The organism is Halomonas sp. SpR8, from assembly GCF_031010195.1.
Lineage (GTDB): Bacteria > Pseudomonadota > Gammaproteobacteria > Pseudomonadales > Halomonadaceae > Vreelandella.
On the sequence record NZ_JAUAMC010000017.1, the window covers coordinates 1 to 23,495 of the forward strand.

Sequence of the window (23,495 nt, forward strand, 5' to 3'; positions counted from 1 at the left end):
TTGGGTCAGTTGTCGGTATCCCATGCTCTGCTTCACTTTGGTAGGTAAGGCAGAGAGGGTACCGGCGCTGGCCCTCCTACCTCTACCGAATGATCCAAAGTGCTGCGGTTATTCTATGAATCCAGGAGTTCAGGCAGTGCGTTTGCACTGCCTTTTTTATGGATAAACACTTTTATTAGCAAGTAGGGTTGATTAATAGGTACTTTATGTCCAATTTTCAGAGCGATAGGGTAGGTAGGATAAATTTTCCGCCCGCTCGGCAGTGGCTATTTCCTTTACTGGTAGTGGCAGGTGTTGTTCTCTTTGCCAAATGGGTAATCGCGCCTAGCGATAGCGGGCATCTTGAAATGTCACTTTGGCTTGGGGTGTCGTTTGGGGCGTTACTACAGCGTTCACGGTTTTGCTTTTATTGCGTATCAAGGGATTTTTTTGAACGGCGTGATGCGGCTGGGTTGTTAGGCATTGTGGCTTCGTTGGCGGTCGGCTTGATGGGTTACCATTTTATCTTTGGTGCGTTTATGCCAGTGCCTCGTGCTGATCGTTTACCCCCGGGGGCACATATTGGCCCTATTAGCTGGGTGTTGGTGGTGGGGGCGTTTACCTTTGGCATCGGCATGTCATTAGCTCGCTCCTGTGTCAGTGCTTTGTTTTATCGGTTAGGTGAAGGCATGGCGACCGCGCCTATTGGTTTGCTGGGTGTCATCGTAGGGTTTGCGCTTGGCTTTGCCAGTTGGAATACGCTTTATCTTCAAGCGATACAAAGCGCACCGGTTATTTGGCTGCCTCACTATTTAGGTTATGAAGGGGCATTGTGGTTACAGCTGGTCGTGCTGGCTTTCGTGGCGTTGGTATTGGCGTGGCGCCATCAAATAATGCCTGCGTCGAATACAACCATGTGGTGGCGTAAGCGTTGGCCAACCTGGGCAGGCGGACTTCTCATCGGTGCTTTAGCCGCACTGGCTTACCTTAGGGTGGGCCCCTTTGGTGTTACGGCGGAAATTGGCAGCTTAGCGCGAACAGGGGCAGATGCTTTTGGCTGGCTACCGGCTCGGCTTGAAGGCTTGGATACATTCAGGGGGTGCGCCACTGTTATTAAGGAAACGCTCTGGAGTAATAACGGCTTATTTGTTATCGGCGTGACGTTAGGGGCGTTAGTCTCGGCGCTCTCAGCGGGCGATGTTGTATTCAAAAAGCCTCCTTTGAAAGAGCTCACGCGGACATTTGCAGGCGGGGTGCTGATGGGGTGGGGGGCAATGGTTGCGCTAGGCTGTACGGTCGGCACTTTGTTATCCGGCATTATGGCGTCAGCGCTTTCAGGCTGGGTGTTTGCAGTATTTTGTATGGCAGGGCTGTATCTAGGTTGGCGGATTCAATACCGAGGGTGACCGTGGTGTTGCTCATCCTGATCAATTAGCAGGATGAGCCACCTATCACGCTTTTGCCTATCAGTGAACCGGCAGTACCGCACCGTCATAGCGTTCGCGAATAAACTCAGCGACTTGCTCTGACTCTAATGCGTTAGCAAGCGCCACAAGCCGTTCATCATCGGCAATCTCTTCACGGGTTACCAATACATTGGCGTAAGGGTTGTCGTAAGCTGTCTCCAATACCAGCGCATCTTCATCGGGTGTGTAACCCGCTTCTAATACCCAATTGCCGTTAATAATGGCAGCATCAACATCTGCTAAGGCGCGCATGAGTAGCGGTGCGTCAATGGGCAATATTTCAAGCCCATGAGGGTTTTCGGCAATATCCAATTCGGTTGCCTGCGTTAACTCTGCACGGCTGACACCTGGCGCAAGTGATATCAGTGCCGCATCCTCCAGCAGAAATAGTGCCCGGCTAAGGTTGGTTGGGTTATCAGGTACCGCAATGCGGGCGCCTTTAGGCAATGCTTCCAACGTGTCATACCGGCTTGAGTAAATGCCTAAAGGTTCGATATGTACCGTGGCAATCACCGTCAACGGCTGTGAAAAATTGGCACCGTCTGTTTCTAAGTAAGGTACATGCTGAAAGAAATTAGCGTCGATATCGCCACCAGCTAAAAAGCCGTTTGGGTTCATCTGGCCCGTAATCTCAATGATCTCAAGGGAGAGGTTGTCGAGGAGCTGATGATCAGCAAATTCGAGAATATCCGCGTGAGGTAATGACGAGGCCATGATGGTAAGTGTGTCTGATGGTTCATTAGCTTGGGCCGCCATTGAAAGTGCCCCAATGAGCAGCCCACCTACAGAACGGGTAACGTGACGACGATGCTGGGTATTCATGCGTATTCCTTATCAAATAGCATTCAAAGTAAAAATTCAGGATAAAAACGTTCGGTAACATCCGGGTGCGAGCGCAGTCGGCCTTTTAGAGCGTTAGGGCCGATTTCACGAAAGAGCGGGTTGTTGGGGTCGCTTTCCGGGCCTAGCGCATCTTTGGGCGAGTGCTCGGGCAGTGGTAAAAGTGGCACACTGCCTTCCAGGCAGGGGGAGAGAAAATAACCGATAGAGTAGCGAGTGACGCCAGCATCGGGTACCAAAACCCTGTGTACAGTGGCGCGCAAGTAGCCGTTGGTGGCTAATTCAAGAATCTCTCCGATATTGACCACCAAGGCACCTAGCCGCGGTGGTACATCAAGCCACTCGTCATTGCGTTTCACCTGTAACCCAGGGTGCTCGTCTTGTAGCAGCAGGGTTAGAATGCCCGCATCTTTATGAGGGCCTACGCCTTGACGCTCATGTGCCTGGTGGCTTCCAGGGTAGCGGATAAGCTTAAGAAGTTGGGCTGGGGCCTTGTCGATAAGTCCATCCAAAGCCTCCTCTGGTTGCTCAAGGGCAACTGAAAATGCGCGTAGCAGGCGTATAGCCACACTGCGCAGCGTTGCAGACCATTCAAGCGTTACCTCGCGTAACTCTGGAAGCCTTACAGGCCATTGGTTCGGCCCTTGTAATCGCATCCAGGCAGGATCATTCGATGACAGATCAAGGGCGGGTAACTCCGCACCGATATCTATTTGCTCTCGTCGATCCGGTACTCCTCGGGTTAACTCGTGGCCTAGCTGGGTATAACCACGAAAGTGAGGCGAGTTGACCATACTGATGGCATTTTTTTCAGCTTGTGGTAGCGCGAAGAAGCGCCTGGAGACCTCCCATATTTGTTGAATAAGCGTGTCATCAATCCCATGGCCAACAAGATAGAAAAAGCCAACATCGCGGGCTGCATGACGTAAGGTGGCTAAAAAGTCTCGGCGCCGATCCAGACAGGTGAAATCACGTAAATCAATAACAGGTAATGCAGGCTGTTTATGAGAAGCATTGGGGGTTGTATCGCGACGCGTGTTTGGCATCATGTTTCCTCGTTAGCACTGCGCTGGAGATCCCACTCCAGCGCCATGTTGAAGCCATCTCTTGTTTGCAAAGTTCTGTTAGTAAAGTTCTGTCTGCAGCGTTCGTTTCCAGTGCTGTATTCCCGGTGAGTGGATTTAATGGGTTCGGCGTTGACCAGCCAAGTGACTTACTACCGCGATCAGTCGATCAATTTCATCAAAGGTGTTATAGAAAGCAAATGAGGGCCGTATGGTTGTTTCAGTACCGAAACGCCGCAGGATAGGCTGTGCGCAGTGATGGCCAGTACGCACCGCGATCCCTTCTTCATTGAGCGCTTCACCCACTTCTTCTGTGTCGTAACCATCAAGTAAGAAGGACGCCACACTCGCCTTGTCTGCTGCCGTACCAATCAACCGAACGCCTGGGATATCCGCAAGTTCGTTCATCGCGTAAACCAGTAACTCGTGCTCATAGCGAGCGATATTTTCAAGCCCAATGCGTTCTATATACTCAAGAGCGGCGCCCAGACCCACGGCATCAGCGATATTGCCGGTACCTGCTTCATATTTATTCGGTGCAGATTGATAGGCGGTTTTATCGAAGGTAACGTCAGCAATCATATTGCCACCGCCTTGCCAGGGCGGCGTTTCTTCAAGCGCCTCCCGAGACCCCCACAATGCGCCAATGCCTGTTGGGCCAAATATTTTATGGCCTGAGAAGACAAAGAAATCTGCGCCAAGATCCTGCACATCAACGCTGAGGTGAGAGACAGATTGCGCCCCATCTACCAGCGTTCGCGCTCCCACCCGCTTCGCCAGGCTGACAATCTCTTTCACGGGTACGACGGTTCCCAACGCGTTTGAAACCTGAGTGACAGCGACAATCTTAGTCCTGTCACTCAATAGTTTTTGATACTCATCCAAACGCACTTGGCCGCTATCATCGACTGGAATGACTTTGATAATCGCTCCTTTCTCAGCCGCGAGCTGTTGCCAAGGCACAATGTTGGCGTGGTGTTCCAAGTGAGAAACGATGATCTCATCGCCTTGCTTAATATTTTGCCCTCCCCAGCTTTTGGCCACTAGATTGATCGCTTCTGTGGTGCCTCTTACAAAAATAACGTTATTGACGTCCGGAGCATTGATGAAGCGGCGGACTGTTTCACGCGCTTTTTCGTAAGCATCAGTGGCACGGGCAGCCAGTTCATGAGCAGCGCGATGAATGTTCGAATTTTCATGGGCATAAAAATATGCCAAACGATCAATCACAGCTTGGGGCTTTTGGGTTGTGGCAGCGTTATCGAACCAAACCAGTGGCTTGCCATTTACCCGCTCGTTGAGAATAGGGAAGTCCCGGCGTATCGTCTCCACGTTAAAAGGAACACGAGAGTTGGGTGTAGTGTGGGGCGCTTTATTCGCCGGTGCCGGTGTTGATAAAAAGTAATAATCGGATGTGTCAGGCACCGCGGACGGGGGCTCGGTAAAGCGCCTATTATTTCCGCTGTGGTGAACAACCTCTTGCTGTTGAGTAGCAAAATTGCCGAGTGCTGTATCCGATAGCAAGGTACTGCCCAGTACGCTCGGATGTGCTGGCGTGGTGCTGTTTTCCATGCCATTTTCAAGAAAATAATAAGGTGTTTTGGCCAAAGGTTGGCCGCTTTCACCGGGCGGGGTACCCAATACGCCTCCTAAGCGAGGCTCATAGGCAGGAAGCGTCGTAACAAGCGAATCGGGCACGCCGTTACCCGCTAACGAGTGGGGAGCCAGCGCTGGTGCGCGATGAGATAAAGAGGGTAGTGCCGACGGTGATGAAGGCAATAAGTTGGCACCAGGCACTTGGCCTTGAGGAATAAATGACCCCGGTGCCGCTACCCCCAAGCCTGATGGCGTCGCTAAGGGAGAGCCGCCAGGTGCCACATTGACGGGGGCTTGCGCCCCCTGTGATTGGAGATGAGGTAAGTGTTCACTTCCAGTAGTGGGTAACGCATTAACGTTGCTCGGCAACTCTGGCGTTTCCCCCGGCAGCGCGGAAAAAAAAGCATTGGCCATTTGCCTTAATACATCTGCGTTTAATGGTGCTTCAGATGTCGCTGGCGCTGAGACAGGCGGGGGCGTTGCTAATGGCTGAGTGTCTTGATAGCTCATAAGATCGACTCCTATTGGTAGGTGTCGGGGTATTCGTGATATTTCCCGATCTCAACATCATCCAGTACCGCTAATGCGTCGGTGGTATGAACAGCAACCGAGCAATAGAGTGAAATCAGATAAGAGGAAACGGCATGGTCATCAATGCCCATGAACCGAACTGATAAACCTGGACTTTGTTCGCCGGGGACACCCGGCTGGAATAGACCTACCACGCCCTGGCGCTTGTCCCCCACGCGCAGCAATAGAATCTTGGTTTTACCATCGGCCACCGGCACCTTGTCGGAAGGAATCAGCGGGATACCGCGCCAAGTAATAAATTGTGAACCGAATAAACTGACCGTAGGTGGTGGCGTGCCACGGCGTGTTGCTTCACGGCCAAACGCCGCAATTGCTTTGGGGTGGGTCAGGAAAAAAGCGGGTTCTTTCCATACCTTGGACAGCAGCTCATCCAGGTCATCAGGTGTTGGAGCCCCCGTTAATGGAAAGATGCGCTGATCTTCAGTGACTTGTGAAAGGAGACCGTAGTCAGGGTTGTTGATTAACTCGCTTTCCTGGTTCTCTTTAATGGTTTCAATGGTAAGGCGCAGCTGCTCTTTAATTTGATCATGAGGGCTGCTGTAAAGGTCTGACGTTCGTGTATGAACATCTAAAATAGTGCTGACGGTATTTAGGAAAAACTCTCGCGGTTGCTCTTCATAATCCACAAAGGTACGTGGTAACTGAAGATCATTTTGCCTGGCGGTACAAGTTACCCGAATATCTTCGGCATTTTTCACCTTGTTGAGTCGATAAATACCCGCTTCGACGGGTACCCACTGAAGTAGGTGGGTCAACCAGCGTGGACTAATCGTTTCAAGTTGGGGAACGGTTTTAGTCGCATTGGCTAACTGTCTTGCAGCGTTGTCACCCAGAAAGTTAGTGCTAGGGGCTTTGGTGCTCATAGGAACTCCTCAATAAATAAAACGTAAAGCAATAGCGAAACGGTTTTCGCTGTGATGACAAATCCAAGATGATTAGTCTTGAATCCATGGGAGTTGGTGATAACGCCAGCCATCGTTATGACCGCGTTGCTCTTGTTCATTCAGCTCGCCTTCAAAACCCTCAAGGATGTTAAACACATGCGTGAAGCCACCCTTAGTGGCTGCTTGAGCGGCCAGCACTGAGCGTTTGCCGCTGCGGCAGAGTAAAAACAGCACGGCGTCACGCCCACCATCGTCAGCGACTTTTGCTTCCAATTCGCGCACAAAACGAGGGTTACGATTAAGGCTGGTACCTGACGCCCAGGGGACATGCTTGGTGTTAGGGACTCGGCCAACAAACGCTAACTCTTCACCAGAACGCACATCCACCAGCACACCGTGCCCTGCTTGAAACCATTGCCATGCTTGCTGAGGGGTTATACCGCCGGCATAGCCCAGGTCTTTGGAAAGCGCCTCATCGCGTATGTTTGCCAGAGGTTCGATAAGACTCACTTCTGCCACTTCAGACATCACTGCCTCCTGGTACTCGCGGTTGAAGGGGGGTGTTGATACTTAAAGCTATCGGTGACAGGAAAAAGTAAGAAGTAACAAAAAAAACATTCTTAATCGTTTTTTTTGATAAGAGTAAGGGGCTTTGAAAGAGAGTGAGTAAGTTTAAACTAATCTTTGGTTGGCAGCTAAATAGCTGGAGCGCCTGTTTTTTTAAATTAATGTATTTATTTAATAGGCGTTCCAGCTCATTACCAAATTTTTAAATTACCTGTTTTTTAAATGGTAAACATAGCGGTCACCGGCATACTGGATGATGGCAACAACGGCAATGAGAATGGCAATAACGACCAGCATCACCGTGGTGTCGTAACGCTGATAGCCATAACGAATCGCCAAGTCGCCTAGCCCGCCTGCACCAATGGCGCCTGCCATGGCAGAGGCAGAGATCATGGCCACAAGCGTGATGGTGAAGCCGCCGATAATACCTGGTAAGGCCTCAGGCAGAAGAACGTTGAAAATGATATGGCGCTTTTGGCAACCCATCGCCTGGGCAGCCTCAATCACCCCTGAGCTGACTTCGCGCAGACTGACTTCAGCAATGCGTGCAAAGAAAGGCGTCGCGCTCACAGTAATAGGCACAACGGCTGCCCAAACGCCAATGGTTGTACCAGTAATCAAGCGGGTAAGCGGGATTAGCGCTACCAGCAAAATAATAAAAGGCGTGGCGCGGAAGCCGTTGACGATACTGCCTAAAATTCTATTAACCAACGGTGCTTCAAAAATTTGCCCCCTGGCCGTGGTCACTAAAATAATGGCCAGTGGAATTCCAACAAACCATACAATCGCCGCTGATACACCCACCATATAAAGCGTATCGAGAAAGGCTTGCCAAAGTGCATCAAGCATTCGCTGGGACAGCATAGCCGAGTACCTCCACGGTTGAGACGAGGTCATTAATAGTTTCGAGGCGTTGTGCTAGCTCGTCTTCCTGGTAGGGCAGGCTGACAAGCAGCTCGCCTTGTGGGTGACCTTGAAGTCGGCCAATGCCACTCTGCAGTAGTCTGAGATCACCGCCTAAGCGCTGGCTGAGTATTCCCAGGGGCAGGTAGGTGGCTGCGGTTCCATCGAAGAAGAGCTTCACAATCGCCAGTGACGTGTTATCAGCGGGTGTGGCAGATATCGCCTGAGCAATGTCGTCAGCTATTTTAGGTTTTAATGGCGCTAATAACGCTTGAGTGGCTTCGTGTTCAGGTCGCCCGAACACTCGCCAAACAGGCCCAAGTTCAGCCAGCGCGCCGTCCTCAAGTACCGCCACACGGTCGCATATTTCACTAATCACTGACATTTCGTGAGTAATCAGCACGACCGTCAGTTTGAGCGTTTTATTGATCTCTTTGATGAGGCTTAAAATGGATTGCGTCGTCTCAGGGTCAAGTGCAGAGGTTGCCTCATCGCATAACAGAATTTCTGGGTCTAGCATCAGCGCACGGGCAATGCCGACGCGCTGTTTTTGTCCGCCTGAAAGGCGAGAGGGGTAAACATTTTCTTTTCCCTCTAGGCCCACTAGGCGTAAAAGCTCTTGTGCCCGCTGCTGGATGCGCTGCTTATCACGGATACCCGCCGCTTTAAGAGGAAGGGCTAGATTTTCAAAGACGGTCGCTGAAGAGAGCAGATTAAAATGTTGAAAAATCATCCCAATTCGGCGGCGTAGTTTAACGAGGCCAGCTGTATTGAGGGACTGAATGTCGATGTTGTTAATCAATACTTTGCCGGTGGTGGCATCTTCAAGGCGATTCAGCGTGCGTATCAGGCTCGATTTACCCGCACCACTCCTCCCGATAATGCCGAAGATCTCTCCTTGGTAGATATCCAAATTTATATCTTTAAGCGCCTCAACGCGCCGCTGACCGGACACATAAGTTTTGCCAACACATTCAAGTCTCAGGTGTAGTGGGTTGCTGGGGGACGTTTTTTGGCGATCAGAAGCCCCTGAAGTGGCTGCCTTTCGGTATGGTGCAGCGGCAATATTCATTCATTTAGCTCCAGGGGAGGAAAGTCTTCCCATGCCAGTTGATAAAGCGAACTATCACCGAAAGCGTCTTCCAGCGAGGCTTTTACTTCAGGTGCCTGATGGTAGATGGAAATAAACTGATGAATAGCGGGAGCATCTTCATTATCAGGATGCACAACGAAGCGCAGTGCGAAAGTGTGCGTATCGTCAATATGGAACAGCAGTGCATCCGCCGGATCAGTAACGCCGGATGACTTAATGTAGTGCGGGTAGCTAAGAATGGCGGCGACATCTTCAAATGCGCGTGGTAACTGTGGCCCTGGTAGCTCTACAAATGATAGATCTAACGGGTTGTCTTCAATATCGTAAAGGTTTGCATGGTAGCCAATGCCTTCAGGCAAGGTGATTAATCCCGCTTGCTCTAAAAGCATCAACCCTCGACCTTGGTTAACTGGGTCATCGGCTACCGCGATGGTACTGCCTGCAGGAATATCTTCTGGTTTGTCAAAGTCCTTTGAGTAGATGCCCATCAAGCCCTCAACCCCATAGGCGAGTGGGGTTAAGTCAAAGCCGCGCTCTTCTCCTGCATTGGTCAGAAAAGGCTCATGCTGAAAGTAGTTGATATCGATATCTTTGTTTAGCACGGCGGTATTAGGAAGAACCCAGTCGCTAAACTCAATCACTTCAACATTGATACCTTGTTCTTTAGCAAGGTCAGCAGCAACATAGACCGAATCGACAATCAGCCCATTTGAGACAACGCCAATTTTAACGTCGTCAGCATTTGCCGTTAAAACAGTGGCTAAGGGCAATAGCAGGCTGGCTAGCCAGTGTTTTTTAGCGTGGGCAAAAGAGAAAAATCGAGTAAGAGGGGGTGTTTGCATAATGATGTGCTCGGTAATGGACAGTAAGCCCAGACCATAAATCACACCGCCAGTGCTTAAAAATAATTATGGAAACTTTGTAATTCATGATTAGTAAATCGTTTTTAGTTATAGGTGCGGTTGTTTTTGGCAGGTCTTTTTAAGTGTCTGTGGCGGGTGAGTATTGTAGAAAAATTTTTGTTGATGAGTGAAGATTTAAATATAAAGTGTTGGCGTTAATTGAGAAATAGATATACGTAATGAAGATTTTGAAGTGGCTCGGCAGCGGGGTATTGTTAATGTGTGTAGTGTCTCAGTGGAGTGTACCTTTAACCGCTTTTATGGCTGATGCCATAAAGGCGGTTTTTTTATGCTAAAGGTTTTTATTCCTCACTCCCAGGGTGATGGGAATTGCTTTTCCAAATGCTGTAAGTAATTCCAGCCCATCAAACGACTGATGATTTTCTTAGCGGCGTTAGTGATGTCTGGCACATCCTGTTGGCTACTCCATCGGTAGAGCGCCTGCTGTCTAGGTGAAAGCGAGGCGAAATATTGCTGGGACTGGGAGTAGATGTGCTGGCGCAGACGAGGGGATCCAATAATGGTCGTTATCAAAGCGGCGCGGCGATCCTTTATCGCCGTATGCCTTTTTTCAGGTAGTACGAGTGCCTCACCCGATGTCAGCCAGTGGCTCAATATATGATCAGCAGCGTCAGGGCTTTCGGTGCCTTCTTCCGCCCAGAAGCCCCTTGGTGCAAACAGGTGAAGTGATAAGCGGCTTGGTGACTTTTGGCATAGCGTGGGGCTCGCTAATGCGAGTGGTAGCTGTTTGTACGCTTCAAAGGTGGTTTGACGGGACAAAAAACAGCAACCGGTGGTGCTGGGTGGTGGAGTGTTAAAGGGTGACACAGGGCGCGTCGTGACGACATACAAGAGCTGTTGCTGATGGCAAGCCGCTAAGAAGTTGGCCGGCTCGTTTAATAACTCGCTGTCAATCAACACCTGCCTGCAATGGCTAATATAAGCCGCCAACATCGTAAAGAGTAAATCAGCGTTGAGCGTACCGCAAAAGCCGACACGGGCGTTGGTCGCTAAACCATGATGACGCATATTGGCGGCGAGGTTTTCTGCTTCCCGTAGTAGGTCGATCCATCGCCAGCGTCGCCATTGACCATGGTTGGGCTGCCATAATGCCGTTGAAAGAGGGGTGGTGTTTGCCCAGTGTCGCAGTTGAGTAATGTGATGGCTGCCAGAGCTTGGGAGGCCTGATTTTAAATGGCTTGGCGTTGAATAACCTAGCTTTGAATGGCCTGGCTTCGAAGGGCTAAGGTTTAAGGAGGCATCTAGTCCATAACATCGTGCATTCAGTGATGAGGAGAACTGGCTATTCAGGCGTTGCATCTCGTTGTTCATCCTGGTCAATATAAGTAAAAACTATATATCTTGAGTGGGCCGGGAAGCTAAATAATTTAAACAGAAGTAGTCATCAGTTTTATGGCATTAGGTTTTCTTACCTCATGCTGAAATAGATATCTCATAAAGTGATTTGTTTAGGTTTTATCCATGTCTTTATGCTGTTGGTAATCAATGCTTAATGCCCTTTGCAGCCTGATTACAGGTTTACTTACAGGATGAAGACGCGATGAGTATAGATATTTTCTGGTTCCTGCCTACGTCTGGCGATACGCGTTATTTGGGTAAAGGTAGCGGACGGCCACCCAGCAACGCTTATCTACAGCAAATAGCGGTTGCCGCTGAACACCATGGTTATGACGGTTTGCTCATTCCCACCGGATCCAGCTGCCTAGACCCGTGGGTGGTGGCTGCAAGTTTAGTACCCGTCACTCAGCGGATTAAATTATTGGTAGCGTTGCGCACCTCTATTTCAGGCCCTACCGCATCCGCTCGCCAGGCGGTAACGCTGGATCAGGCGCTAAAAGGCAGGCTGTTACTCAATGTTGTGCCAGGCGGCGATGCCGCTGAGTTGGCTGCCGAAGGTGTTCACTTGACCCATGACGAACGCTATGAAGTGGCCGATGAATTTCTAACGGTTTGGAAGCAACTGCTGGAAGGTGAAAGTGTTGATCATCAGGGCAAGCACTTTCAGATTGAGGGTGCCAAGAATTTCTTTGATCCTGTCCAGAAGCCTTATCCGCCGCTTTACTTTGGAGGCTCTTCTCCCGCTGCCCATCAATTAGCCGCTAAGCATGTTGATGCCTACCTCACCTGGGGTGAGCCGCCTGCCGCTGTTGCTGAAAAGATTGCCGATGTGCGCGCAGAAGCGGCCAAGTACGGGCGCGAAGTGAAAGTTGGCGTGCGCCTCCATGTGATTGTCAGAGAAACCCGCGAAGAGGCCTGGCAGGCGGCAGACAAGCTGATTGCCAACCTGGATGACGAAACGATTCAAAAAGCCCAGGAAAATTTTTCGCGCATGGATTCTGTGGGACAGCGGCGTATGGCGGAACTGCACGGTGGAAGACGCGACAAGCTTGAGATTAGCCCTGATCTTTGGGCGGGTGTCGGGCTGGTCAGAGGCGGAGCTGGAACGGCGCTTGTGGGAGACCCAGCAACAGTGGCGAAGCGTTTGCAGGAGTACGCGGATTTAGGCGTAGATACGTTTGTACTCTCGGGTTATCCGCATTTAGAAGAGGCGATCCGCTTCGCTGAACTCGTCTTTCCTTTGCTGCCTGGCAAACAGGCGGTGACAGAAGAGGGCGTATTTACTGGGGGTGCGTTTGACGCGCGTGCGACGCAATCCCGTCAAGCCTCAGCCTCGTAAATCACTTTTTCTACCTCTGATATCTTAACTATTTGGTGCTTAAGGAGTTTGTTATGAGTGTTGTATTAATTGCCGGAAGCCCTGGAAGCTTGTCCCGTACCTCAGCGTTAATCGACTTTATCAATAAGGAGCTACAGGAACAGGGAATCGAAACCGACGTATTCAACGTTAATGAATTTGACGGTAATGAAGTGTTTTTCGCCGATTTTAACGCCTCTCAAATTGTTCGTTACCGAGAAGCGATCGCTAAGGCAGATGCGGTGGTGTTGGCAACGCCCGTTTACCAGGCCTCCTTTTCAGGAGCACTTAAGCTGCTGCTGGATTTAATACCTGAACGTGGGCTGAAAGGCAAAGTGGTACTGCCGCTTGCCAATGGCGGCTCTGACAGCCATTTGCTGGTGATCGATTACGCATTAAAGCCGGTGTTGTCTGCGCTAGGGGCCAGCAATGTGCTGGGCGGTGTCTACGTCAACGCGAAACAGCTCACCCTTGATGGTGAAAAGCACTATCAGGTGGGAGAGGAAGCAAGCGCTCGGATCAGTCGCTCTATTGAAGAGCTGATTGAAACGCTCCCCAGTCAAAGCTCCGCATCAGCGAGTGCCTACCAGCGCTCTGTTGCCTACGCTTAATTTTTGGTGGAATTAATTATGATTAAACGAACAACCTTATCTGCCGCTGTACTATCGGGAGTGTTGGCTTTGTTGCCGCACTCGTTGTTAGCGGCAGACGACCCTGAAACTCTGCGTATTGGCTTTCAAAAGTACGGCACGTTGGTACTGCTCAAAGAGCGCCAAGCGCTGGAAGAACGATTTGCTGATCGCAATATCAATGTCACCTGGACAGAGTTTCCCGCTGGCCCGCAAATGCTGGAAGCCCTTAATGTAGGCAGCATTGATTTTGGCACGGTAGGGGAAACACCGCCGGTCTTTGCCCAAGCTGCCGGGGCGGATCTTGTTTACGTGGCTCACCAGCCTCCAGCGCCTCAAGCAGAAGCGATCCTTGTGCAAGAAGATTCGCCCATCCAAAGCGTTGCCGAACTGGAAGGCAAGCGCGTTGCGCTAAACCGTGGTTCCAATGTTCATTACCTATTGGTACGTGCGTTGCAGGATGCCGGACTATCGATCCATGATATTCGCACCGCCTTTTTACCCCCTTCTGATGCGCGCGCAGCATTTGAGCGAGGCAGCGTTGATGCCTGGGTCATTTGGGAACCCTACTTGGCTGCTGCCGAAGATGCACTGGGCGCACGTATTCTGACCGACGGTACCGATTTAGTCAGTAACCATGAGTTTTATATTGCTGCAGGGCCATTGGCCGAGCAGTACCCGCATGTTGTTGAAGAGATTGTTGAAGAGCTACAGGAGCTGGATAGCTGGGCGGTAGATAACCTGCGCGAAGTGGCTGAGCTGCTAGCCCCTTCCATCGGCCTTGATCCGGATGTGGTGTATGTGGCCGCGAATCGCGCGAGTTACGGTGCTCAGTATCTTTCTGATGAAGTAATTGCCCAGCAACAGGATATTGCCGATACCTTCTTTGAACTGGAGCTGATTCCACGCGAGCTGGATATTCCTTCTGTGGTATGGCGGCCTAGCGATGAATAATACACCGTATCCTTACCCGCTAACGGTAATTGAGCCTCAATGTGCCTGGGCCTGCGTTTTATCGTTTGATGGTTCTTTTTTCTGGTTTTTGCATTAATGCATTGAGGAGAGTGGCCGGATGAGCATTGCAAATGCCTACCCAGATCAGCCTGAACGATTGAGAGAGGTGGATCCCTCCCGAGACGTTTTGTCGAGCAATGACCAGCAGCATTGGCTAACCATTGCGGATCAGTTGGCAGCGCGCCTAGCTGAAAGCGCCGTTGAGCGTGATCGCCTGGGTGGGCATGCCTCTTTTGAGCGCGAGCTGATTCGTGAAAGTGGTTTACTGACATTGGCTGTACCCTCTGAGTATGGCGGTCAGGGGCAACCATGGTCACTTGTTTATCACGTGGTCAGACGCTTAGCCAGGGTGGATTCAGCGCTTGCCCATGTATTCGCTTTCCACCACCTGCAAGTGGGGTCGGTATTACTTTACGGCAATCAACACCAGCAGCAGCGACTGTTAACCGCCACCGCTCAAGAACATCTTTTCTGGGGCAATACCCTTAATCCGCTGGATAAGCGCACCGTCGCTACCGAGCGCGGTAATGGTGGCTTTATCCTGCAAGGCAAGAAGGGGTTCTGCTCAGGGGCAAGAGGATCAGACTATTTGACCGTCTCGGCGTGGCATGAGCCGACACAAAGCTTGGTGATTGCGGCGGTGCCCACTCATCGTCCTGGCATTACCGTACATGATGACTGGGACGCCATCGGCCAGCGGCAAACCGATAGCGGTACCGTGAGTTTTGAGCAGGTGGAGGTACTAGAGAGCGAAGTGCTGCTACCGCCTGGTTTTGCGTGGTCTCCGTCGGCTCAGTTTCGCGCCTGTTTAGCCCAGTTAGTGTTAGTCAATCTATACGTCGGCATTGCTGAAGGAGCCTTTGAGGAAGCAAAGCGCTTTACGCTTGAGCAGGGGCGACCTTGGTTAGCCTCTGAAGCAGCTAAAGCGCAAGATGACCCTTACCTTCAGCGCCACTTTGGTGAGTTGTGGGTAAAGCTGCGTAGCGCTCAAGTATTGGCCGATATAGCAGGCGATATAGCCCAGCGCCACTTTGTAAAACGTACCGCTATTAGTGCCGAAAACCGGGGGGAGGCCGCGATTGCCATTGCAGAGGCGAAAGTTGTGGCGCACCAGGCGGCGTTGGATACTAGCAGCCGGTTGTTTGATATTGCTGGTGCAAGGGCGACCGCGCGGACTTTGGGGCTGGATCGTTTTTGGCGCAATGCACGCACCCATACACTCCATGATCCGGTGGATTATAAGATACGCGATCTAGGCCGGTGGGCACTGCTGGACCAGTATCCAGTGCCGACGTCTTATTCGTAGTCAGGGCAAACTATCAACGCTTGAAAAAAAGAGGCCCACGCTGAGATGAGTGAAAAAAACCACAATGAGCCATCTCCATGGCCATTAGACAGTGTGGTGACAGAGTTACGCCAGGTAAGACACGAGTGGCGCGAGCGCCAAGGAAGGGAGACCGACCTGGGCACCCGGGAGCTTCCTGCTCACCGCCATATACATGAGGTAATTGATGCGCTTTGCGGCATCTTATTTCCTATGCGTTTGGGCCCCTCCGATCTCAAAAAGGAGAGTGAGGATTTTTATGTAGGGCATCAGCTTGGTCACGCGTTGAATATTCTGGTGACCCAAGTGCGTTTAGAACTGAGTTGCCAGCAGCCACGCCTGGAACCCCAGGCTCAAGAGCACAAAGCGAACGAGTTTGTACGGCGTTTTGCCACCATGCTGCCTGCACTGCGTCGGCAATTGGATCAGGACGTGATAGCCGCCTATCGCGGCGACCCTGCAGCGTCCTCGGTAGACGAAATTTTACTATGCTACCCAGGGCTATTGGCGATTATTCATCATCGCATCGCGCATGTGTTCTATATGGAAGGGCTGAGAATCATCGCCAGAATTATTGCCGAAAAAGCCCACTCGGTGACAGGTATTGATATTCATCCTGGCGCAACGATTGGCAGCCATTTCTTTATCGACCATGGCACGGGAGTTGTCATTGGCGAAACCGCCGTGATTGGTGAGCGAGTTCGTCTCTACCAAGCGGTGACGCTGGGGGCCGTTAGATTCGATGAAGATGATCAGGGCACACTCACCAAAGGCGAGCCACGCCACCCCATTGTGGAAGACGACGTGGTGATCTATGCCGGTGCCACCATTCTTGGCCGTATCACCATTGGTCGCGGCGCTGTGATTGGCGGCAACGTTTGGCTAACCCGCGATGTACCTCCAGGGAGCAGGATTACTCAGGCGGTACTGCGGCAGTCGGTGGATACTCAGAATACCTAAATTCATAATTCCATCATTGCTAGGCTAAACGATAACACTCCTTCCTATGACTTACCCAGGCTCGTATTAAACATCGCTACGAGCTTGGGTTTTGCCTCGCTATCTATTATTCCTCTTGTTTAACTCAGTGCCCTTCAGTGATCGTGACCTCTGAAACCAGTTGAGTCTTGAGGTGGCTATTTAAACGACGGTACTGCGCCCCAGCGTGATAGCTCGGAAGCTTGTCCCCGGCACCAAAGAGTTTGTGGCGTAGGCTGCCTTCCTGATAGCTGGTTTTGTAGACGCCGCGATTTTGTAGTTCAGGCACGATGAGGTCGGCAATATCTTCAAAGCTTTCCGGTGTGACTGTGCGCGATACGTTGAAACCGTCGATGCCGACGTCAGTGATCCATGATTCAAGTTCATCGGCGATATAGGAAGGGTCTCCTACCAGGGTGGGGTAGCGACTGCCTAGTTTGAAACGTTCCAGTAACTTACGCTTGGTCATGGCGTTGGCTTGGGCACTGCTGGCCGCCGACTGTATGGCATTGCTGTTGTCGTAGTGAATCGGCTCATCCAGCTCAAAGCGATCAAAATCGATACCAACGCTACTAGAGAAGTGGGCAAGCCCTGCTTCTGGGCTGGCATAGCGGCGGTAATCATCGTACTTATCCTGCGCCTCCTGGTGGTTGGCGCCGGTAATCATCGCAATGCCCGCGAAGATTTTGATATCGTCTGCTTTGCGCCCCGCTTCAACGGCTTGACGGCGCAGGCTATCTACCGCCCGTTTTGCCTCACCCTTATCCTGGGCACTGATAAATACCGCTTCTGCATGGCGTGCGGCAAATTGCTGGCCACGGGGTGAAGAACCGGCTTGATATAGCACCGGCGTGCGCTGTAAGGAGGGTTCACTCAGGTGATAGCCTTCCATTTGGTAGTAAGGCCCTTGATGAATGATTTTGTGCACTTTAGCGGGGTCGCTAAACACGCGAGCCTGGCGGTCGCGCAGCACGGCATCATTTTCCCAGCTGCCTTCCCATAGTTTGTAGAGCAGTTCTAAGTAATCGTCTGCACGGTCATAGCGCTCATCATGAGGGGCTAGGCCATGGAGACCGGCGGCTTTAGAACCGCTATCGAGATACCCCGTGACGATATTCCAACCGACGCGGCCACGAGTGAGGTGATCGAGTGTCGACATGCGACGAGCAAAGAGATAGGGCGGCTCAAAACTTAAGTTGGCGGTAATACCAAAGCCTAAATGCTGAGTCACTGCGGCCATCGCTGAGACGAGAACGGCAGGGTCATTGAGAGGCAGCTGTACTGACTCTCGCAACGTCGTATCAATACTATTTTGATAAACGTCATACACCCCGATGATATCGGCAATAAACAGGCCATCAAACAGACCACGCTCCAGCGTTTTTGCCAAATCCGTCCAGTATTCCAGCGTGTTGTAGTCTGATGAGTTATCCCTTGGGTGCGTCCATAACCCGTGATTGATATGACCGACACTGTTCATATTGAACGCATTTAGCAGAATATGTTTTTTTAGCGCTGGCATCGTTTAGATCGCTCCGTGACGGGGTGGGCGTTGCCCATTGAGGTAGAAATTGCCTATTGCGTGCAGCTTCCAGCGGGCAGGGTCATGTAACGTATGTGTGCGGGCATTGCGCCAGAAACGGTCTAACTGCCGGTTATCCAACGTTGCCCCCGTGCCGGATAGCTCGAATAACTGCGAACTTGCCAACAATGAAACCTCGGTGGTGAGTACTTTCGCTTCTGCGACATTGATGGAGGCTTGCGCCACGCTGTCTTCATCGGGCGTTTTCTGGGCAATGGCAACGCTGCCAGCCGCTCGTTTAAGCAGGCTCTTTGCTGCTTTTAGGCGCACGGAGAGATTTCCTACCCGCTCAATTAACAGCGGGTCTTCGCTTGCCTGCTCTACGCCTGCATCAATCCAGGGCCTGGCATGCTGTTTGACGAACGCCAGTGTGGCGGCGAAAGCGCCTTGAGCAATGCCCAAATCAATCGCGGCGTGCATCAACTGGGCAAAGGGCCCGATAGCAGTGGGCCGTTCAAAGGAGTCGGTAAACGGCACTACCCATAAGGGGTCTACCAAGACGTTCTCCAACTGTACTGAACCACTTCCCGTGAGGCGTTGGCCAAAGCCGTCCCAGTCGTCGGTAATGGTGACTCCGTGTGCTGACTTGGGAATGAAAACCAGCTGTTGGCGTTCTGCTTCATCCACCACTAGAGTGGGTATCCAATGGGCGTAAAGCGCGCCGGTGCAGTAAAATTTTTGCCCGTTGACACGCCACTTTTGACTAGCGTCTCTATATAGTCTGGTGCGGCGTTTGTAATCCTTATGGCCTATTTCCGCGAGTGCATTACCCAACCGCTTACCGCTGATGACCTCCGAATAGAAGAAGCGCTTTTGCGCTTCACTGCCGCCTACGCGCAACACCTCAAGGGCATAAAAGTGGTTTTGGGGAATTTGGGCTATAGAGCCATCGGCTGCGGCAATGATGGCAATCACTTGAGCAAGTGCATCACTACTTAACTCTGGGCCGCCATAGTCAGCAGGTACGGTGATCGCCCATAGGCCGCTTTTGGTAAAGTCATCAAGCTCTTGCCAAGGCAGCAGGCGCTCTTTATCACGCTGGGCTGCTTGCGGTTCAAAACGGCTAGCGAGAGTATGTGCAGTCGCAATCGCTTGCTGATCACTAGTGATCAATCCCACGCGACTTGCGTGAGGGGAAATGAGGGTAGCCTCAGTCATGGTTGCTCACTTAATTCCATTGATGGCGGGCGGGTAGCACGTCATTGAGGTAGTAGTTGCCTAGTAAGTGATATTTCCAGCGAACCGGGTCGTGCAGGGTGTGGGTGCGCGCGTTACGCCAATGGCGATCCAAGTTGTGTTTGGCGCGGGTGGCAGATGCCCCGGCAAGCTCAAAGAGTCGCTCACTGGCTTCAAGTGCTACTTCCGTGGTGAGAATTTTCGCTTCTGCCACCGCAACGGAAGCTCTTGCACTGCCTTTATCGTCAATCGGCTGGCTGGCGATCTCATCAAGCGTCGCGGCCGCTTCCTGAAGCACGGCGTTGGCGGCATGCAGGTCGATTTTCAGGCGGCCAAATGCATGGATGGTGTAAGGGTCATCGCTGGCGCGAGCAACGCCGGAATCTGTCCAGGGGCGGGCGTGTTCGCGCACAAACTGGATGGCATCGTCTATAGCGTTATGAGCAATGCCTGCATCAATAGCGGCTTGGATGAGCTGTGACGATGGCCCGCTCAGTCCTGCACGGTCGTTGGTCTGCCATACCGGCAGGGTGTGCTCGATGGGCACCTGAACATTGTTGAAGGTAACTGTGCCACTGGCGGTAATACGTTGACCAAAGGCTGACCAATCATCAATGACTTCCACGCCTGATGCACGCCGGGGCACAAACGCTAGAATCGTGCGGTTGTGTCCATCTAGCGCTCGGGTAGGAATCCTGTGTGCATACAGTGCACCAGTGGAATAGAAACGGCTGCCATTTAGGGTAAGAAACGATTGCCCCTTTTGGCCAGTGACACGAGTCTGCTGATGCAGAATGGTCTTGGTTCCCCGCTCAGGGCCCGCATTGCCAAGCCGTTGGCCGTTGAGAACGGCGCCAAATATGAGCTCTTTCAGGGCAGTGTTAGCCAGCTCTTTTACTATACCCAGCACCCCAAAGTGATTTTGAGGAATTTGAGCGAGCGCAGAGTCTGCCGTGCTTAACAGGCGAAAGACCTCGGCAATTGTCTGGTAGGAAACATCAGCGCCACCGTATTCTCGGGGCACGGTTATCCCACCTAGACCGCTGTACGAAAATTCATCAAGCTCTTGCCAGGGAAGTCTCCTCTCGGCATCACGAGTAGATGCGTCTTGGGCAAATCGCCTGGAAAGTGCACGTGCTGTCTCTAGCGCTTCGGCATCATTGCGAATAACCTTGACGCGTGACGAGTCAATAAAGCGTGGCTCCGCAAGGGAGCCAGCGCTTGTTGAAATAGTGGGGGGCGAGTAAGTCATTAGTTGCTACTCAATCCAGGGCAGGGTGTAGAGATCGGGATTGCCGCCATAGCTGGCATCAATCGTGTCGCGAACCACCGGTGACGTTTGGAAGTGCTCAACGACCTCTAGAAGCAGCGGCTCCTCAGCACGGCTTTCTTGGGCGACAAAGCCCATGGCGTAGAAAGTGTCATCAATGCCTGAATAAATCAGCGCTTCGCCAGCTTGTTCCGGGCGGCCTGCATTAACGAAATGGCTGGGCCACGAGACTGCTAAATCGACATCATCCAAACTGCGAACAATTTGCGGGCCATCAATTTCATGGAAGCGGAGGTTATGCGGGTTAGAGGTAATATCGTGCACCGTAGCGCCAATGGCATCGCCTTCGCTCAGTTCTATCAACCCCGCACGCTGTAACAGCAGCAGACCACGGCCCTGATTAACTGGGTCGCTGGCGACGGCCACACGGGCACCTTCTGGAACATCTGCCAAATCAGTAACGTTATTCGAGTAAATACCAATATTTTGAAGTAGCCCCAGGCCCAACATACTGAGCTCGTAACCCCGCTGTTCAATGGCGTTATCTAAAAAGGCCTGGTGTTGGAAAAAGTTGAGGTCAATATCACCGTTTTGGAGTGCTTCGTTAGGCAGCGTCCAGTCATTAAACTCGATCACGCGTAAGTCGATATCGTGTTCGCTAATTTCATCGCTTAGTGCAAACAGGGCATCTGCGTTAACACCCGCGGTGACGCCAATGCGAACCACATTGTCGGCATAAGATGCCGTTGAGACAGCTAAGAGGGTGGCTGAAAATAGCAGTGAGCGAAGTTTCATCGTTCATCCTTTTGATTTTTAATTGAGTGCTTAATTTGACGTTAACGTTGATAAGTCATTGCGATATGAAATTTTCTGCATGCAATGCTTGAACAAATAATGGAGTGGCGAGTGGAGTGATACTAGTAAGTTTTTTAGATGTTGTTATTCCTAATAAGATAATTAAAACCCCTCTGGCCGAGGGGTGAAAGAAGACGTTTAAAATATCAATCAAGCGGTTGACTGATTAATGTTCTAACCAAGGCAGTGTATAAAGATCCTTGTTGCCGCCATAGCTTGCATCAATCGTTTCCCGAACAGCAGGCGATGTTTAGAAGTGATGAACAATATCGAGTAACAACGGGTCGTCCGCACGGCTTTGCTGAGCGACCAAACCGGTAGCGTAATAGTTGTCATCAATGCCTGAATAGAACAACGCTTGACCTGCCTGCTCAGGCCTTCCCGCCTGAATGAAGTGGCTGGGCCATGACACAGCCAAATCCACATCGTCTAGGCTGCGGACAATTTGCGGGCCATCAATCTCGTAAAAACGTAAGTTGTGGGGGTTTGAAACCACATCGTCTAGGGAGGCGCCAATGGCTTCATTATCACTAAGCTCAATCAATCCAGCGCTTTGTAATAAGCGCAATCCTAAGCCCTGATTGACGGGGTCGCTGGCGACGGCAACGCGGGCACCGTCAGGGATGTTGTCAAGGGTAGCGATAGTATTTGAGAAGATGCCAATGTTCTGAAGCACCCCAAGTCCAATCATGGTTAATTCGTAGCCCCGTTGCTCAATGACATTATCAAGAAAGGCCTTATGCTGGAAAAAATTAAGATCCAGATCCCCGTTATTGACTGCCTCGTTGGGCAATGTCCAATCAGTAAATTCGATGACTCGTAAATCGATATTGTGCTCAGCAATTTCGTCACTAAGTGCAAGCAATATATCGCCATTGACGCCTGGGGTGACGCCAACACGCACAACGGTGTCGGCATAAGCGGTTACTGAAGCGGCCGCCAGAGCGGTTAAAAGTACTAATGAGCGAAGTTTTTTCATTAGGTATCCCTCTGTTTTTTTGAGTTGGTCGTAAAAACTGGCAGCGGCTGACCAGTAAGCTATGCAGTTTTAAGTGCTATAGACACATGATGACGTAAATGAGTGTGCTGGAATTAGTAAGTTTTTTAGATATTGTTATTCATAACTTGAGTATAAAAAATCCCTCTGTATGAGGGATTAAAAGTGACGCGGAGAAAGTTGTAACACTAAGGAGATTAGGCAATACGTCGTTGTTCGCTGCTCAAGGTGCCCAAGAAGTTAAAGCATCTAAGTAAATGAAGGCCATCATTCCAATGAGTATGTCCAGAGGCGGTATTAATATGTCCAGCACCATGGATAATGTGAATAGCACTACGCCACTCGTTTGCAAAGTGCTGGATACGTTCCAAGCTTGCGGTGTGGTCGTTGGTCGAGCCGACCACTAAACTTGGAAAGGGGAGTGGCTGCATGGGTATCGGGCCAAACCCTGACAAGCGCTGATTAACGCTCCAGCGTTCTACATCAGCAGGCGCAACAAGTAACGCACCTTTAATCTTTGATAACAGCTTAGGGTGACGTTGAGCCCAATGAGCAATCGTCACACAGCCCAGGCTGTGGGCAATTAATACAACGGGACCCTTTGCTTGTGACACCGCACGATTAAGCGAAGATACCCAATCATTGAGTTCTGGATGGCTCCAGCTGTCCACCTGGGTACGCGAGCTATTAGGCAACTGCGTTTGCCAATGGCTTTGCCAGTGATCTTGGCCAGAGCCGTTCCAACCGGGAACGATCAGATAGTGTTCGTTTAATGACGTCATTCTCAAATCTCCCAGATTGAAATTGCTGCAATTAAAAAGAGTATGTCGTACGGAGAGAAAATAACAATGGCTAGTAAAGAAGGATAAATGAAAAGCTTATTAAGAAATAAAGATGAATAAAAAAATGCCTCTTTGAACAAAGAGGCATATTGAGTCTTTAATCCTGGATTCATAGAATAACCGCAGCACTTTGGATCATTCGGTAGAGGTAGGAGGGCCAGCGCCGGTACCCTCTCTGCCTTACCTACCAAAGTGAAGCAGAGCATGGGATACCGACAACTGACCCA

Annotated in this window: 22 protein-coding genes; 6 read left to right on the plus strand and 16 right to left on the minus strand. The window is 51.1% G+C overall.

Going from position 1 to position 23,495, the window contains the following annotated elements; translation table 11 throughout:
• Window positions 1–206: 206 nt before the first annotated feature.
• Window positions 207–1,385: a YeeE/YedE family protein gene (locus tag QT230_RS20335; protein WP_308323982.1), complete on the plus strand. Its 1,179-nt coding sequence runs from the start codon at window positions 207–209 to the stop codon at window positions 1,383–1,385.
• A gap of 60 nt (window positions 1,386–1,445) precedes the next feature.
• Here the strand turns inward: QT230_RS20335 and QT230_RS20340 are convergent, their stop codons facing one another.
• From QT230_RS20340 to QT230_RS20380, 9 genes are all read right to left on the minus strand, one after another.
• Window positions 1,446–2,267: a MetQ/NlpA family ABC transporter substrate-binding protein gene (locus QT230_RS20340; RefSeq protein WP_308323983.1), complete on the minus strand. Its 822-nt coding sequence runs from the start codon at window positions 2,265–2,267 to the stop codon at window positions 1,446–1,448.
• 23 nt (window positions 2,268–2,290) lie between these two features.
• Window positions 2,291–3,334 carry a 2-oxoglutarate and iron-dependent oxygenase domain-containing protein gene (locus tag QT230_RS20345; protein WP_308323984.1) on the minus strand — a complete coding sequence of 348 codons (1,044 nt, stop codon included), beginning with the start codon at window positions 3,332–3,334 and terminating at the stop codon, window positions 2,291–2,293.
• A gap of 132 nt (window positions 3,335–3,466) precedes the next feature.
• Window positions 3,467–5,455 carry a family 2A encapsulin nanocompartment cargo protein cysteine desulfurase gene (locus QT230_RS20350; RefSeq protein WP_308323985.1) on the minus strand — a complete coding sequence of 663 codons (1,989 nt, stop codon included), beginning with the start codon at window positions 5,453–5,455 and terminating at the stop codon, window positions 3,467–3,469.
• An 11-nt stretch (window positions 5,456–5,466) separates the two neighbouring features.
• Window positions 5,467–6,399: a family 2A encapsulin nanocompartment shell protein gene (locus tag QT230_RS20355; protein ID WP_308323986.1), complete on the minus strand. Its 933-nt coding sequence runs from the start codon at window positions 6,397–6,399 to the stop codon at window positions 5,467–5,469.
• A 72-nt stretch (window positions 6,400–6,471) separates the two neighbouring features.
• The gene (locus QT230_RS20360; RefSeq protein WP_308323987.1) at window positions 6,472–6,948 is read right to left on the minus strand and encodes a rhodanese-like domain-containing protein; all 477 of its coding nucleotides are present in this window, start codon (window positions 6,946–6,948) and stop codon (window positions 6,472–6,474) included.
• Between the two features lie 246 nt (window positions 6,949–7,194).
• Entirely contained in the window at window positions 7,195–7,848 is a 654-nt protein-coding gene (locus QT230_RS20365; protein ID WP_374694488.1) for a methionine ABC transporter permease, read from the minus strand.
• A complete protein-coding gene (locus QT230_RS20370; protein ID WP_308323989.1) occupies window positions 7,829–8,962 on the minus strand; it encodes an ATP-binding cassette domain-containing protein in 1,134 nt (377 codons plus the stop codon). The genes QT230_RS20365 and QT230_RS20370 overlap by 20 nt, the downstream gene beginning before the upstream one ends.
• On the minus strand, window positions 8,959–9,825 hold the full coding sequence (locus QT230_RS20375) for a MetQ/NlpA family ABC transporter substrate-binding protein (RefSeq protein ID WP_308323990.1): 867 nt from the start codon (window positions 9,823–9,825) through the stop codon (window positions 8,959–8,961). The genes QT230_RS20370 and QT230_RS20375 overlap by 4 nt, the downstream gene beginning before the upstream one ends.
• Window positions 9,826–10,194: 369 nt before the next feature.
• Entirely contained in the window at window positions 10,195–11,205 is a 1,011-nt protein-coding gene (locus QT230_RS20380) for a hypothetical protein (protein ID WP_308323991.1), read from the minus strand.
• Between the two features lie 241 nt (window positions 11,206–11,446).
• Between QT230_RS20380 and ssuD the strand changes: the two genes are divergently transcribed.
• The 5 genes from ssuD (at window position 11,447) to epsC (ending at window position 16,528) form a co-directional block, all read left to right on the plus strand.
• Window positions 11,447–12,583, plus strand: a complete 1,137-nt coding sequence (ssuD, locus tag QT230_RS20385; RefSeq protein WP_308323992.1) for an FMNH2-dependent alkanesulfonate monooxygenase — start codon at window positions 11,447–11,449, stop codon at window positions 12,581–12,583.
• Between the two features lie 53 nt (window positions 12,584–12,636).
• Window positions 12,637–13,212, plus strand: a complete 576-nt coding sequence (gene ssuE, locus QT230_RS20390; RefSeq protein ID WP_308323993.1) for an NADPH-dependent FMN reductase — start codon at window positions 12,637–12,639, stop codon at window positions 13,210–13,212.
• 18 nt (window positions 13,213–13,230) lie between these two features.
• Window positions 13,231–14,184, plus strand: a complete 954-nt coding sequence (locus QT230_RS20395) for a sulfonate ABC transporter substrate-binding protein (protein WP_308323994.1) — start codon at window positions 13,231–13,233, stop codon at window positions 14,182–14,184.
• Between the two features lie 118 nt (window positions 14,185–14,302).
• Window positions 14,303–15,550 (plus strand): acyl-CoA dehydrogenase family protein, encoded by a 1,248-nt coding sequence (locus tag QT230_RS20400; protein ID WP_308323995.1) that lies wholly within the window; start codon window positions 14,303–14,305, stop codon window positions 15,548–15,550.
• Between the two features lie 45 nt (window positions 15,551–15,595).
• On the plus strand, window positions 15,596–16,528 hold the full coding sequence (gene epsC, locus QT230_RS20405; RefSeq protein WP_308323996.1) for a serine O-acetyltransferase EpsC: 933 nt from the start codon (window positions 15,596–15,598) through the stop codon (window positions 16,526–16,528).
• 124 nt (window positions 16,529–16,652) lie between these two features.
• On the opposite strand, the gene QT230_RS20410 is transcribed toward epsC, so the two are convergent.
• The 7 genes from QT230_RS20410 to QT230_RS20440 all read right to left on the minus strand — a co-directional run.
• Window positions 16,653–18,068 carry an LLM class flavin-dependent oxidoreductase gene (locus tag QT230_RS20410; RefSeq protein ID WP_308323997.1) on the minus strand — a complete coding sequence of 472 codons (1,416 nt, stop codon included), beginning with the start codon at window positions 18,066–18,068 and terminating at the stop codon, window positions 16,653–16,655.
• A gap of 3 nt (window positions 18,069–18,071) precedes the next feature.
• Window positions 18,072–19,286, minus strand: coding sequence for an SfnB family sulfur acquisition oxidoreductase (locus QT230_RS20415; protein WP_308323998.1), 1,215 nt, complete (start codon window positions 19,284–19,286; stop codon window positions 18,072–18,074).
• A 10-nt stretch (window positions 19,287–19,296) separates the two neighbouring features.
• Window positions 19,297–20,556, minus strand: coding sequence for an SfnB family sulfur acquisition oxidoreductase (locus QT230_RS20420; RefSeq protein ID WP_308323999.1), 1,260 nt, complete (start codon window positions 20,554–20,556; stop codon window positions 19,297–19,299).
• Between the two features lie 6 nt (window positions 20,557–20,562).
• The gene (locus tag QT230_RS20425; RefSeq protein WP_308324000.1) at window positions 20,563–21,369 is read right to left on the minus strand and encodes a MetQ/NlpA family ABC transporter substrate-binding protein; all 807 of its coding nucleotides are present in this window, start codon (window positions 21,367–21,369) and stop codon (window positions 20,563–20,565) included.
• Window positions 21,370–21,679: 310 nt separating this feature from the next.
• A complete protein-coding gene (locus tag QT230_RS20430; RefSeq protein ID WP_308324001.1) occupies window positions 21,680–22,408 on the minus strand; it encodes a MetQ/NlpA family ABC transporter substrate-binding protein in 729 nt (242 codons plus the stop codon).
• Between the two features lie 215 nt (window positions 22,409–22,623).
• A complete protein-coding gene (locus QT230_RS20435; RefSeq protein WP_308324002.1) occupies window positions 22,624–23,208 on the minus strand; it encodes an alpha/beta hydrolase in 585 nt (194 codons plus the stop codon).
• Between the two features lie 2 nt (window positions 23,209–23,210).
• On the minus strand, window positions 23,211–23,495 hold a 285-nt coding region (locus tag QT230_RS20440), incomplete at its 5' end, for a hypothetical protein (RefSeq protein ID WP_308324003.1).

Excerpts from the sequence above, each read along its gene's own strand:
- QT230_RS20350 (WP_308323985.1), bottom strand. The coding sequence starts at position 5,455 with ATGAGCTATCAAGACACTCAGCCATTAGCAACGCCCCCGCCTGTCTCA.
- QT230_RS20340 (WP_308323983.1), bottom strand. The coding sequence starts at position 2,267 with ATGAATACCCAGCATCGTCGTCACGTTACCCGTTCTGTAGGTGGGCTG.
- QT230_RS20430 (WP_308324001.1), bottom strand. The coding sequence starts at position 22,408 with ATGAAAAAACTTCGCTCATTAGTACTTTTAACCGCTCTGGCGGCCGCT.
- QT230_RS20415 (WP_308323998.1), bottom strand. The coding sequence starts at position 19,286 with ATGACTGAGGCTACCCTCATTTCCCCTCACGCAAGTCGCGTGGGATTG.
- ssuD (WP_308323992.1), top strand. The coding sequence starts at position 11,447 with ATGAGTATAGATATTTTCTGGTTCCTGCCTACGTCTGGCGATACGCGT.
- QT230_RS20395 (WP_308323994.1), top strand. The coding sequence starts at position 13,231 with ATGATTAAACGAACAACCTTATCTGCCGCTGTACTATCGGGAGTGTTG.
- QT230_RS20360 (WP_308323987.1), bottom strand. The coding sequence starts at position 6,948 with ATGTCTGAAGTGGCAGAAGTGAGTCTTATCGAACCTCTGGCAAACATA.
- QT230_RS20355 (WP_308323986.1), bottom strand. The coding sequence starts at position 6,399 with ATGAGCACCAAAGCCCCTAGCACTAACTTTCTGGGTGACAACGCTGCA.
- QT230_RS20400 (WP_308323995.1), top strand. The coding sequence starts at position 14,303 with ATGAGCATTGCAAATGCCTACCCAGATCAGCCTGAACGATTGAGAGAG.
- QT230_RS20425 (WP_308324000.1), bottom strand. The coding sequence starts at position 21,369 with ATGAAACTTCGCTCACTGCTATTTTCAGCCACCCTCTTAGCTGTCTCA.
- QT230_RS20380 (WP_308323991.1), bottom strand. The coding sequence starts at position 11,205 with ATGCAACGCCTGAATAGCCAGTTCTCCTCATCACTGAATGCACGATGT.
- QT230_RS20370 (WP_308323989.1), bottom strand. The coding sequence starts at position 8,962 with ATGAATATTGCCGCTGCACCATACCGAAAGGCAGCCACTTCAGGGGCT.
- QT230_RS20345 (WP_308323984.1), bottom strand. The coding sequence starts at position 3,334 with ATGATGCCAAACACGCGTCGCGATACAACCCCCAATGCTTCTCATAAA.
- QT230_RS20335 (WP_308323982.1), top strand. The coding sequence starts at position 207 with ATGTCCAATTTTCAGAGCGATAGGGTAGGTAGGATAAATTTTCCGCCC.
- QT230_RS20435 (WP_308324002.1), bottom strand. The coding sequence starts at position 23,208 with ATGACGTCATTAAACGAACACTATCTGATCGTTCCCGGTTGGAACGGC.
- ssuE (WP_308323993.1), top strand. The coding sequence starts at position 12,637 with ATGAGTGTTGTATTAATTGCCGGAAGCCCTGGAAGCTTGTCCCGTACC.
- QT230_RS20375 (WP_308323990.1), bottom strand. The coding sequence starts at position 9,825 with ATGCAAACACCCCCTCTTACTCGATTTTTCTCTTTTGCCCACGCTAAA.
- QT230_RS20420 (WP_308323999.1), bottom strand. The coding sequence starts at position 20,556 with ATGACTTACTCGCCCCCCACTATTTCAACAAGCGCTGGCTCCCTTGCG.
- QT230_RS20410 (WP_308323997.1), bottom strand. The coding sequence starts at position 18,068 with ATGCCAGCGCTAAAAAAACATATTCTGCTAAATGCGTTCAATATGAAC.
- epsC (WP_308323996.1), top strand. The coding sequence starts at position 15,596 with ATGAGTGAAAAAAACCACAATGAGCCATCTCCATGGCCATTAGACAGT.